Raw genomic sequence first — 12,485 nt, 5'->3', positions numbered from 1 at the left:
AATCATCTCACATGTTCCGTTACCATTTTTTGTGGATAGAAAAACAGATTGGTTTTGCGATAATTGGTTTTAAGCCGTTCCATTCAGGAACAAAGTAAGCGTTGTATTGAAGCTGATGAAACTGTATACTGATTTTTTAAACAAATTGGGAGGTGACGACTTGAATCTGAGTACGTTAATGAAAAAAGAGGTCAATATCCTTGCTTTGATGTTGTTAACAGTCCCATTAGCAGGCGAATTGAGTTTTTATCCTTTAAATGAAACGTTTCGGGTAAGTTTTGGTCCACCTGTACTTTTCTTCTTTTTACTATTATTACAGAAAACACCTGCCATTCTTTCGGGCTTCCTGACAGGAACAATGGTTGTGGTATTTCGTATTCTTATAGATTTTTTCATTCATGATAGTTTTTCCTGGGCTTCCGCTTTCCAAGTTCATTATCCAAGTTTTTTCTTTTATTTCACCTACTGCTTTCTTTTTTATTTAGTGAAAATCAATCGCTTTCAAAACCGATCTTTGATTATTGGATTTATTGGTCTCATTATCGAAATATTGTCCGACTCAGTAGAATTAATCTTTCAATATATTGTATTGGAAACAACAATTATGCTAGGTTCACTGAATGAGATGATCATGATCGCATTCGCCCACAGTTTTATCGTTTTAAGTTTTTTTAATATGATGAAGCTTTATGAAGCACAATCAAGGGAACGACAAATCAGAAAACAAAATGAACATATGCTGATGCTCATTTCCAACTTATACGAGGAAACGATTCATTTAAAAAAAACATTAAAAAATGCTGAGAATATTACAAAGAAATCGTATGATTTGTATCGAGATTTAAAAGCTCTGGAAAAACGGGAAAAGCAATCTCATGTTCTTACAGAGCCATATAGTCAAAAAGCATTGCGCATCGCGGGTGAAATGCATGAAGTCAAGAAAGATAATCAACGAATTTTTGCCGGTCTTTCCAAATTGATTTCCAATGAGAGTTTTAAGGATTATATGAATGCTGCTGAACTTTTTCATTTAATTATCCGAATTAATGAAAAATATGCCTTATCTCTAGGAAAGGATATACAATTCGAATACTCATTGGATCAAAAAAATGATTCACATTATCATGTGTATACCGTGTTATCTCTTTTCAATAATTTAGTCGCAAATGCAGTTGAAGCAATTAAAGATAAGGGAATCGTCCGTTTAAGTTTGTGTGAAATCCATGACAATGTGGAATTTAAAGTTGCTGATACTGGACCTGGAATTCCTCAAAAATATCAGACTGTCATATTCAAACCTGGGTTCACTTCAAAATATGATCATTTCGGGACACCTTCAACGGGGATTGGTCTCTCATATGTTAAAGAGGTCGTAAAAGAACTGGGAGGCGATATCCTGTTTGAGAATAGTTTTAACGGCGCCGTTTTTTCAATAAAATTACCCATTCATAAGTTGATCCAGAAAGGATGATTCCATGCGTTTTTTTATAACAGATGATGATTGTGCCATACGTTCGAACTTAAGCCAAATTATAGAGAACGAAGATTTAGGAGAAGTGGTGGAGGAAGCCGAGGATGGGAGTCTATTAGAAGGCCATATTCTGAATTTAAAACAAATTGATATATTATTCATTGATTTATTAATGCCCATCCGGGATGGCATTGAGACACTTCGTCATATAAAAAGTACATTTAACGGAAAAATAATAATGATTTCGCAGGTTGAATCAAAGGAGCTGATTGGTGAGGCATACTCACTTGGAATAGATTATTATATTACCAAACCAATCAATCGTATTGAGATATTAACAGTTATCCGAAAAGTTATGGAACGGATTCATTTAGAAAGATCAATCACAAATATCCAAGCTTCTTTGAATAGTGTATTGAATTTTGAACAGCCAAAAGTTGATAAATCCAATAGTTTTAATGAAAAAAGTATAAGTGAGGTAGGTGAATTCCTACTATCGGAATTAGGGATCGTTGGAGAAAATGGCGCAAAAGATTTAATGGAGATGCTTCAATATTTATTTATGTATGAAAGGACTTTTACTTTTGGAAAGCATTTCCCTACCCTTAAAGATATCTTTGTAGAAATCACCAAAAAAAAGCTCGGTACATCAGCTTTGCAGGCTGATATCAATCGAGAAATAAAAGCTGCCGAACAGCGAATACGCAGAACGATTAACCATTCCTTAAATCATTTTGCCTCGCTCGGTTTAACGGATTTTTCAAATCCGAAGTTTGAAAATTATGCTTCCAAATTTTTTGATTTCACAGTCGTACGCCAAAAAATGAAAGAATTGCAAAATGATTCAACAATAGTTCTTACACCTACCCGGGTAAATACAAAAAAGTTTATTCAAGTATTTTATTTCGAAGCGAAACGATTGAATCCTGATGAAATAATTAGATATAGATAATCAATGATTAAAACAAAAAACTACGGAAGCACTTAATGGAACATAAAATCCCCTGAAGGATTTCAGGGGATTTTAGCAAGTTCTTATTTTTTCAACAATAAATACATGAAATAAGGAGCACCAATCAATGCAACCATGATACCTGCAGGAATCCCCTCGGGTTCAATTATATTACGGCCTATCGTATCGGCAAGCAGCAATAGCCATCCACCGATTAAAATGGCGACCGGAATGAATAGTTGATTTCGAGGTCCTACCAAGGATTTCGCTATATGCGGGGACATAAGTCCAATGAATGCAATTCCGCCTGTAACAGAAACGGCAGCCGCTGCCAGTGCTACAGCCGTGATTAGCAGTACGATCCGCTCCTTTTCAATCGATACACCGACCCCAATTGCGACCGGTTCACTTAAACCAAGCAGATTCAAACGATTCGCTTTATATAAAGTGAATGGAATGAGGATGATTAACCATGGAATAATCGCCCAAACGAAAGGCCAATCCGTGCCCCATATATTTCCCGCCAACCATTTTGAGATGAAATCGACCTTTTCTCGTTCCGCTGATGAAATGAGGACAATCATCAGGCCTGAAAGCGCCATTGAAAAACCTACCCCGATCAACACTAACCGAACGGGTTCAAGGCCACTCCTTCTTTTGAATGAGAGAATATATATTAAACAGGCCGTCAGTAACGCTCCGATAAAACCGACAAGCGGAACCATATAAACAAAAGAACCAGCATCAAGCGGGAAAAACAGAAAGAAAGCTGCAATGGCAACACCTGCTCCTGAGTTGATCCCGATGATTCCGGGATCGGCTAAATCATTACGTGTGATCCCTTGCAGAATGGCTCCCGACAGTGCAAGGGCCATGCCTGCTAAAAGGGTGATGATGATTCGCGGTAACCTTACGGAAAATAAAATGAATTCCTCTTTAAACGTCCCTTGCCCGAAAAGCGTGGGAATCAGTCGTCCTAAAGAAAGATTGGAATATCCCGAACACGTCCCAATAATGATCGTAACGATGATGAGTGCAGTTAATGCACCTATCATCCATCGCTGTTTTTTGACTAATGATGACTGGATCATGAAAATGCTTTACCCCCTTTACGCACGATTAGGAGGAAGAAAGGTAAACCGATCATCGCAACAACCGCTACCACAGGTGTTTCATATGGAGAATTGATGGTACGGCCGATCGTATCGGCAAGCAGCATGAAAGTGGCTCCCAAAATCGCAGACATTGGAAGGATGAATCGATAATCCGTACCCACGATAGCCCGAACAATATGGGGGACCATTAAGCCGATGAACACCATATTTCCAACAAGTGCAACGGCAGCACCTGCCAGGAGAATGATGACTACGAAAAGAACCGCCTTTATTTGTGTTGTCTTTTGCCCTAAGCCTACCGCCACTTCTTCACTTAAGCTAAATATGGTGAGCTGTCTGGAAAAGATAAGGGAAATCAGGATGCCTATCAAAATGAACGGGACGATTACCCGAAGCTGCTCCCATGAAGTTCCGATATTCCCGCCAGCTGTCCACATCGATACATCTTTTGATACCTTGAAATAAATGCCTACCCCTTGCGAAACGGCAAATAGGAATGCAGAGACTGCAGCACCAGCCAATACAATCCGCAAAGGTGAAAATCCGCCCTTTTTGATCGCACCAATTCCGAAAACCATGGTTGCCCCGACAGCGGAACCTATAAAACACGCAATCATGATCCCTAAATTATTAGCATTTGGAATAAATGCCAAAGTAATGGCGAGACCTGCATTGGCTCCTGCCGTCAAGCCAAGCAACCCCGGATCGGCAAGTGGATTCCTGGTCATTCCCTGCATGATGGCACCAGAAACGGCAAGTGCTGCACCAACAAAGATTGCGCCCACTTCACGAGGGAAACGGATTTCCCGGATGATTGAAAGCTTTTCACCGACAGCATTTGATGTCAGTGCTTGCCAGACATCTTTTACAGTAACATCCGCCGCCCCAAATGCCATTGAAATAATGAACATACCTATGAATACAGCAATCCCTATGAGCAGTTTATATATAAATGGGATGAAACGTTGATTTTCTTTAGTCATCTGTCTCTCTCATCTCTTTTTTATAGAATAAAAGGAGAGGAATTGGAATCCCTCTCCCTCACTGTATTATTTTCCAAGAAAACTTTTGGAAAAGAAGTCTAATTGGTATTCTAATGTTATTGGATCATTGAAGTAGAATTTTTTTGCATCAGCTTCATATAGTTGATTGTTTTTAACGGCAGGTATGTTTTTAAACGTATCTGTTTGTTGGAATGAATTGTCTTGATCTTTGTTATTGCTCAAAATCACATAATCACCGGCATAGTCTTTCAGGACTTCTAATGATAAGGCAAAGTAACCATCTTTCAATGCCACTTCTTTTACCTTTTCAGGCATGCCCAATTTCATTTCTTGATAAAGAATTTCCGTTCCACGGCCCCAATTATCGCCGTATACATAGAACTGTTTGTCAAACTTTTCGAAAACGGAAACGGTAGCATCTTCTCCAATTTTAGCCTTAATTTCATCACCGGTTGTTTTTGCCCGTTTTTTGAAATCATCCACCCAAGCTTGAGCTTCTTTTTCTTTATTCAAAAGTTTACCAATTTCTACATGCTGTGTTAAATAGTCCACTTTTCCGTATGTATACGTTACAGTCGGAGCAATTTCCTTTAATTTATCGACATTTTTAATCGTTGATAAACCAATGATTAAATCCGGATCCAACTCAATGATTTTTTCCAGGTTTTCGTCCGTGACTTCCTCGACATTTTTTAACTCTTTAAAGTTCGGGTTCATTTTAGACCACGAATCGACACCTACAAGGTTAACATCCAAAGCCATTACGTTACCTGCGAAAGAAGATAGTACTAAAACACGCTGAGGATCTGCCGGAACTTCAACAGGACCATTTTCAGATTGATATGTGATGGTACCTGATTTTTCCTTTTTGGAAGCGGAGCTTTTTTCTTTTTCGTTTGACTCGTTACCACAAGCACTAATAATTAACACTAACAGCAGTATAAACGGGATCATTATCTTTTTCATTTGTTGTCAAATCTCCTTTTAATAAATTGTATGTGCTGCACATTGGTTTGTTTGTTCGTTGATCTCGTCCGATTACCGCATCAATATGGAATACTTCCTTAAGCACTTCATGAGTGATGACTTCTTCACAATCTCCTGCTTTGACTATTTCCCCGTCCTTTAAGGCAATGATATAGTCGGCAAAGCGAGCAGCTTGGTTTAAATCATGAAGAACCATGACAATTGTACGTCCCTGTTCTACATTCAGCTTTTGTAATAATTCTAGAACCTCCAGCTGATGCGCCATATCCAAATAGGTGGTCGGCTCGTCAAGGAAGATGATTTCCGTTTCCTGGGCAAGTGCCATCGCAATCCAAACACGCTGGCGCTGACCTCCTGATAGAGCATCCACCGGACGGAACTTGAAGTCTTTCGTACCGGTCACTTCAAGTGCCCAATCAATCACATCATAGTCTTTTTGGGTCAGGCGCCCAAAACCCTTTTGATAGGGAAAGCGCCCATATGATACGAGCTCCCCAACCGTCAAACCGCTTGCACTCTCGGGTGTCTGCGGAAGTATGGCCATTTTTCTTGCAAGGATCTTAGTGCTTTCTTTTGAAATATTCACCCCATCTAAAACAACCGTACCTGATTGATTAGAAATGATTCTGGTGATCGCTTTCAAAAGTGTCGATTTCCCACACCCATTTGAACCGATGATCGTCGTGATTTTTTTATCTGGAATTTCCACACTGAGATCTTTTACAATTAAACGTTCACCATAACCAATATTCAAATCCTCTGTATATAGGCGAACCATTTTTTAACCTCCATTTACTGAAAAATAGGTAAGTAAAAACTCAAATGAAAATGATTATCATTATCCACTACTTAATTACTATAATTCTATCTAAATATATTGTCAATGGTAATTTCATGGGCATATAAGAAGAAATTCTGACAGGATTTTTTGGGCCGGTCCATATTACCGACTGACAAATGAACACAGTAAAGATCCCGGAAATATTTCCGGGATCTTTACTGCTAGGTCCATACTCAGGACTTTGGAAGATGTCCCTTATGGGAAGGGCAATAAGCCATTACCATCAATCAATGTTTCTTAAATCCTTGCTTCTCAACATAATCTTTCATGTACAACCTGCTTTTCTTTCCAAGCATTCCAGCCATTTGCTCGGTCCAGGTGTCTTTTCGTTTACCTTCAGTCCGACGCTCGTAATAACTGGAAATCGTTTCATTATACTCTTCAAGTTGTCCGATGAACTCTTGCTTATCCTCCTGATATCCATTTTCATGATAAATATTGGACAGCGGCAAACGCGGCTTTTTATCCGAACGGTTTTTCGGATATCCGACCACTAGAGCGAATAATGGTATAACGCGATGCGGTATATTCAATATTGCTGACACTTCTGGGAGATTATTGCGGATCCCGCCTATATAGCAAATGCCAAGATCCATCGATTCTGCTGCCAATGCCGCATTTTGAGCCGCAAGAGCAGCATCAATACAGGCAACCATGAATTTCTCCGTACTTTCAATTGATTCGGACAGGTCAGTGTTTTCCATTTCGGAAACCATATCATGACGATATAAATCGGCGCAAAAGACGAATAGATGTCCATTCTTCTCTACATATGATTGTGGTCCGGCAAGTTCAGCAAGCTTGGCTTTCTTTTCCGGATCGGTTACCCCTATGATTGAATACGCTTGAATATAACTTGAAGTCGATGCCGCTTGGGCACATTCCACAATCGTATTGATTTGCTCCTCAGACAATAACTTGTCCTCAAAAGAACGTATGGAACGGTGATCTAAAATCTTCTCAATAATGTTATTCAATGCTCCCACCCCTAAAGAATATGTAAAGTATCCATCATCGGGGCTGAAATAATGCCCCCGATGACAGTAATGATGAAACTCAACCTTTTGTTTTCAAATCCAATTCACGGTAATTTTGCTGTCTAAGTGCTTCATAAACCAAGATGGCAGCCGTGTTCGACAGATTAAGTGAACGTACTTTATCCGTCATTGGAATCCGCAGGCACCGATCCATATTTTCTTGGATCAGATCTTTCGGGAGCCCCGTCGTTTCACGGCCAAAAATGAAGAATATCTCACTGTCTTGATCACTGTAATCGAAGCTGGAATGCGGCTGCTCCCCGAATTTCGTCAAGTAATAAAATTCACCGCCGGCATTTTTTTCAAAAAACTCTTCTAACGAATCATAATAATGGATCTTTACATTCTCCCAGTAATCGAGCCCTGCCCGTTTGAGCTGTTTGTCATCCGTCGAGAAACCGAGCGGGCGAATGAGATGTAAAGACGTATCCGTCCCTGCACATGTTCTTGCGATATTTCCTGTATTTGCTGGAATCTGTGGTTGATATAAAACTACATGTATTGACACTTCATTTTCACCTCTAGTTTGAACTTCACCTTAATTATAGCATTAAACAAAAAAGACTAAAAACCAATCACCCTCCATCCAAAATCACAAAGAATTTATAAACGATGTTCGGTGTGTATCTCGTTGAATCCTCATATGTCCAATACCGGTGACGGCTGTTCATCGTATGTGCATTCACTAGCGGCATCCCGTCCTGATCCTTCGCCGTTACGATCAAGTTATGATCAAACCGTCCGTCCCCTTCGAAATCTATACAGAGGATATCTCCCAAATTCAATTCCTTGGCTGACTCGACCTGCTTTGTCCTGATGGCATTCCCGGCTTTAAGCAGATGATATAAAGAATGGGCCGTCGTCCATGTATAACTCCAGCTTTTCCCTCTTATCCACCAGCCCTTACTTTTATTTGGGGCCCCCCACATCGGTATTCCTCCTGCATGTAAACATTGTGAAATGAAATTCGTACAATCATCAGTGAATTTATGATAAGCGGGATTGAATTCGTTCCACCAACGCTCGGCATATTGGACAGCCTTCATCCGATCATATTTATATGCGAGACGCTCTGCGCCTGGATCACATTTTGGCGGTGCCCCTTCGGTTTCAAAGCTCGGAATCAGCTCACTTTCATCCACTATATAACCATTTCGAAACCGGGCCTCCCTTTCCTCCATTTCTTCTTCTATATAAAATGAATCCTCCTGTTTCAATAAATATTGCAGGTGCACGTGATATGTCAGAACTGTATCATTGTCTTCCTTTCTCTTTGAATGTACCTTGCCTGCCGCATTCACCCGAACAATTTCCGCAGCACGGTTTCTCATCATTTCCTTCTTCAAATGTAACTTCCTTTCACCCCGTTCCAGATCATCGGAAGTATAAAACTCCACTCTTTCTTGTAAAAGGCGTTGCAATTGTTCCCTCAAGTTCATACCCTCCTTCTTACCATCTATGCTAATGTGTATGTATGAGGGCATGGACAAAAACACAATTTCATAAAATGTGGGAGTTTCAACTTTATATATATAATGATACTTTTAAAAAGGTTTCCTTGAAGGTAACGGAATATTCTAAGCCAAAAAAAGCCGCCCCGTTAATATTTACCGGGCGGCTGCATTTTAGATATCATTTAGTTTCCAAGGTAAACTGCAGTCCTTTCTCAATTTCCGCCAATACCTCTTCATCCGTTTCCTTCATTCTTGCATCTTCCAATGCGGAAACAGCCTGCTCCCGGCCAATTTTCCCAACTGCCCAGGCCGCCGTCCCCCTGATGACAGGCCGCGGATCATCCTTCATGACCTGTATCAATTGAGGCAATGCCGTTTCATCTTTGAAATGGGCCAATGCTAAAATGGCATTTCGTTGGATTGGTTTTTTACCGCGCCAAGAGCCAGATACATGGCCGTATGTCTCTTTGAAGTCCCGATTTGAAATCGAAAGCAGCGGTTTTAACAGCGGTTTCGCCAGCTCCGGGTCGGGTTCCATCTCTTCATGAAAATGAAAATCCATTCCTTTATTTTTCGGACAAACGGTCTGGCATGTATCACATCCATACAAACGATTGCCTATTTTCGTCCTGAACTCATCCGGAAGGAAACCTTTTGTCTGCGTCAAGAACGCAATGCAACGCTTGGAATTTAGCTGCCCGCCCTGAACGAGCGCTCCAGTCGGGCAAACATCGACACATTTATTGCATGTCCCGCATTGATCTTCCATCGGTTGATCCGGTTCAAATGGCAGGTTGGTTATCATGTCTCCCAAGTATACATAAGACCCGAATTCCGGTGTGATGATCATACTGTTTTTTGCACTCCAGCCAATACCTGCACGCTCAGCCACCGCCCTATCAGATAACTCGCCCGTATCAACCATGGACTTCATCATTGCTCCTGGCACCTTATCACTAATGAAATCCTCAAGTAACTGCAATTTATTACGAAGAACGGTATGATAATCCGTTCCCCAAGACGCCCGGCAAAAAATCCCCCGGCGCTCACTTTTTGTACTTTGCGGAGCATCCTTCAATTTAGAAGGATAAGCAAGCGCAATCGAAATGATGGATTGCGGTTTATCGAATATCAATTCAGGCCTTACCCTTTTATCTATATCGGCTTCTTCAAACCCTGACTGATAATCCAGCTCCTGTTGACGTATCAACCGACCTTTCAATTCGGTAAAGGCCGTGGCCGATGTAAAGCCGATTTTATCGATGCCGATTTCCTTACTATATATAATCACTTCTTGCTTGAATGTGTTCATATCCATATTAATCACCTACGTTCATTCAGTATTCCCATTGAAAGCTTGAATCTTTTTCAAACCATTGCTATCTATGATAAACTAATTGCAATCATTTTTGGAGGTGAAACCGTTGGAAATTACCGTATCAGCTAATCTTAGCAGTAAAATCCCTCAATTCAAAGTTGGGATCATTACATATGAAAACATCGAAGTAGGTCCCTCCCCGCAAATGGTGAAAGGAAGACTTCAATTATTTCAGGAAGCTCTTTTCTTCGATCTTGAAGAAAAGGAATTGACCGACTTTTCCGGCATTAAAGTGTGGCGGGAGATTTTCAAGGCTACTGGAACAAATCCGTCACGGTACCGCCCCTCCGTGGAAGCCCTTTACCGTCGAGTAAAAAAACAGAATTACTTGACACCCATTCATTCAGCCATCGATTTAAATAACTTCTTCTCGCTGTTATATGAAGTTCCGATTGGCATTTATGATGCGGAAAAATTATCAGGGGACATCTCGATTAAGATCGGCGAGGAGTCAGATGGTTATGAAGGTTTGAACGGCCGCTTGAATTCCATGGAGAATATGATTACATCTGCCGATCATGTGGGCGCATTCGGAAGTCCTTACGTTGATTCAGAACGCACGAAAGTCACCGAAGAAACGAAAAAAGCCATCCAAATCATTTATTTACAACCCAATACTCCAATCACGGAAGCAGATCAGCTGACGAAATCCCTGATGGACATGTTCCTTGAAATCCATGGTGGTGAAGGGACTTACTCGATTGTAGAAGGATAATTAAAATCTGAACGAAATTAAACCCTTTCCACAATCGGAAGGGGTTTTTATGATTTTTCCAATTAATAAAACCAGTCCTCTAGTATCCTTTTATTCAACCGATCGATCCATACCCTGAAAAAAGCGATAAAATGATTCCTGGATTTTAAGAGCATAAAGGATCACCTAGCTTAAATTTGGTTTGGGATGAGTCTAGCCTACGGACTTTTCTTAAATTACATTCCAGTTGATTCCAGAAATCCGCTCCCTTTCCGCCGACTGACTGCCAAGCCTCATCAAAGCAAGCGCCTGTGGGGTCTCGACTAGCCAGTTATTCGGCAGGAGTGTCAAAAATTTCTTCGAACCAGTGAGGGTTTCATAAAACAATAAAAAAACAAAGAGCGAGATTGCCTACAATTTTTCCGAAAAAAATGTTTTTGCTGTTTTCAGCCGGAGCACTTTTGTTTCAACCTACACCTCACTATTCGGACTCCCAATCCCTTTTTGTGCCAAACTGCAACCATAACAATGGTTATTACATATCCGCACACCTTGCTCTTCCCCATTAACAGTGTCTAAACAGACCTCAACTACATAACTTGCAAGTTTGGACAAAAAAAAGCACACACTTAGTCAAACTGATTCTACTTACGTAGTTAATCACATTGACTAAGTTAGTGCTGAATCGAAATCCCCACTCTCCAGGATGGAGGATAATATAAAAATAAAAAATCGGTTTTCGGGCATAACATACTTACTGCAGGCAATTTGAACAATAAAAAAAATCCCACTGTAAACAGTAGAATTCTTGTAATAATATTTAAACGCAAAGCTTCGTTCTCCAGGTAACGAAACCCTACGTTATGAGTATGTATTGGAGCGGGTGAAGGGAATCGAACCCTCATCATCAGCTTGGAAGGCTGAGGTTTTACCACTAAACTACACCCGCATATTCTTGTAGAAGTTTGTCGAATTACCAATCAACAAAATTAATTATATAGTTTAATGTGAAAAAATGCAATAGTTCTTTTAAAAAAAATTAATAATTAACGTATTGTAACGTTAATATATTCATTCACTCTAGTAAAAATGTTAAAAAGTCCTCTGAATCAGAGAACTTTTTCATCTAAGACCAAATGACTTCCATTAACCGCGGATAAACCTGCTGTGCCGTTTCAAGCAGCATGATTAACTTCCTGAACGCCAGATCCGGTACGATATCCCCCTCAATGGAGTATGAATACCGAATGGAAATGGTCCCATTTTCCTCATACAGCTTAGAATACCTAAAATTAGCATTATATTCATTCAACAGTGTATGTACATCCTGTTTCTTTTCAGGATTCTTCAACTCGGCGACATTAAAGCAAAATAAGTCCGCCACATTTTCATCTTGATTGAAAGCAAATACTAAAAGGACCTTCCAGCCGTCCTTTAACTTTTGCTCAGCCCTAAAAAAGGTGGTGCCATCTTCATTCAACTCATTCATATAGATTTTCTCACTAGTTAAAAAATCACGAAATTTAGCAACGTTTGACATGGTTCATCACCT

Annotated in this window: 12 protein-coding genes and 1 tRNA gene; 3 read left to right on the top strand and 10 right to left on the bottom strand. The window is 40.1% G+C overall.

All coding sequences use genetic code 11. The annotated features are described in order from the left end of the window. Positions 1–208: 208 nt before the first annotated feature. Together LQ188_RS20865 and LQ188_RS20860 are read left to right on the top strand one after the other, a co-directional pair. The gene (locus LQ188_RS20865; protein WP_230178225.1) at positions 209–1,471 is read left to right on the top strand and encodes an ATP-binding protein; all 1,263 of its coding nucleotides are present in this window, start codon (positions 209–211) and stop codon (positions 1,469–1,471) included. A gap of 4 nt (positions 1,472–1,475) precedes the next feature. Next, positions 1,476–2,423, top strand: a complete 948-nt coding sequence (locus LQ188_RS20860; protein WP_101223360.1) for a response regulator — start codon at positions 1,476–1,478, stop codon at positions 2,421–2,423. Positions 2,424–2,506: 83 nt separating this feature from the next. Here the strand turns inward: LQ188_RS20860 and LQ188_RS20855 are convergent, their stop codons facing one another. The 8 genes from LQ188_RS20855 to queG all read right to left on the bottom strand — a co-directional run bounded on the left by LQ188_RS20855 (position 2,507) and on the right by queG (position 10,179). Continuing rightward, positions 2,507–3,514, bottom strand: coding sequence for an iron ABC transporter permease (locus tag LQ188_RS20855; RefSeq protein WP_230178062.1), 1,008 nt, complete (start codon positions 3,512–3,514; stop codon positions 2,507–2,509). Next, the gene (locus LQ188_RS20850) at positions 3,511–4,521 is read right to left on the bottom strand and encodes an iron ABC transporter permease (protein WP_230178061.1); all 1,011 of its coding nucleotides are present in this window, start codon (positions 4,519–4,521) and stop codon (positions 3,511–3,513) included. Before LQ188_RS20850 ends, LQ188_RS20855 begins: the two co-directional genes overlap by 4 nt. A gap of 66 nt (positions 4,522–4,587) precedes the next feature. After that, entirely contained in the window at positions 4,588–5,508 is a 921-nt protein-coding gene (locus tag LQ188_RS20845) for an iron-hydroxamate ABC transporter substrate-binding protein (protein WP_230178060.1), read from the bottom strand. After that, positions 5,459–6,307, bottom strand: coding sequence for an ABC transporter ATP-binding protein (locus tag LQ188_RS20840; RefSeq protein ID WP_101223364.1), 849 nt, complete (start codon positions 6,305–6,307; stop codon positions 5,459–5,461). Before LQ188_RS20840 ends, LQ188_RS20845 begins: the two co-directional genes overlap by 50 nt. 290 nt (positions 6,308–6,597) lie before the next feature. After that, the gene (nfsA, locus tag LQ188_RS20835) at positions 6,598–7,347 is read right to left on the bottom strand and encodes an oxygen-insensitive NADPH nitroreductase (protein ID WP_101223365.1); all 750 of its coding nucleotides are present in this window, start codon (positions 7,345–7,347) and stop codon (positions 6,598–6,600) included. Between the two features lie 79 nt (positions 7,348–7,426). After that, complete coding sequence (gene trmL / locus LQ188_RS20830; protein ID WP_101223366.1) at positions 7,427–7,915, bottom strand: tRNA (uridine(34)/cytosine(34)/5-carboxymethylaminomethyluridine(34)-2'-O)-methyltransferase TrmL; 489 nt, start codon at positions 7,913–7,915, stop codon at positions 7,427–7,429. 67 nt (positions 7,916–7,982) lie between these two features. Continuing rightward, the gene (locus tag LQ188_RS20825) at positions 7,983–8,840 is read right to left on the bottom strand and encodes an amidase domain-containing protein (RefSeq protein ID WP_101223367.1); all 858 of its coding nucleotides are present in this window, start codon (positions 8,838–8,840) and stop codon (positions 7,983–7,985) included. A gap of 199 nt (positions 8,841–9,039) precedes the next feature. Then, complete coding sequence (gene queG / locus LQ188_RS20820) at positions 9,040–10,179, bottom strand: tRNA epoxyqueuosine(34) reductase QueG (protein ID WP_230178059.1); 1,140 nt, start codon at positions 10,177–10,179, stop codon at positions 9,040–9,042. Positions 10,180–10,285: 106 nt separating this feature from the next. Between queG and LQ188_RS20815 the strand changes: the two genes are divergently transcribed. After that, on the top strand, positions 10,286–10,954 hold the full coding sequence (locus LQ188_RS20815) for a phenylalanine--tRNA ligase beta subunit-related protein (protein ID WP_230178058.1): 669 nt from the start codon (positions 10,286–10,288) through the stop codon (positions 10,952–10,954). Between the two features lie 854 nt (positions 10,955–11,808). Here the strand turns inward: LQ188_RS20815 and LQ188_RS20810 are convergent. Both LQ188_RS20810 and LQ188_RS20805 read right to left on the bottom strand, forming a co-directional pair. After that, positions 11,809–11,882, bottom strand: a tRNA-Gly gene (locus LQ188_RS20810). Between the two features lie 177 nt (positions 11,883–12,059). Continuing rightward, positions 12,060–12,473, bottom strand: coding sequence for a YbjN domain-containing protein (locus tag LQ188_RS20805; RefSeq protein ID WP_063235961.1), 414 nt, complete (start codon positions 12,471–12,473; stop codon positions 12,060–12,062). Between the last annotated feature and the right edge of the window lie 12 nt (positions 12,474–12,485).

The sequence above is a fragment of the Peribacillus sp. Bi134 genome, from assembly GCF_918698065.1.
GTDB lineage: Bacteria > Bacillota > Bacilli > Bacillales > DSM-1321 > Peribacillus.
The sequence above is the reverse complement of the archived record's forward strand: the minus strand, read 5'-3'. Positions and strand labels throughout refer to the sequence as shown.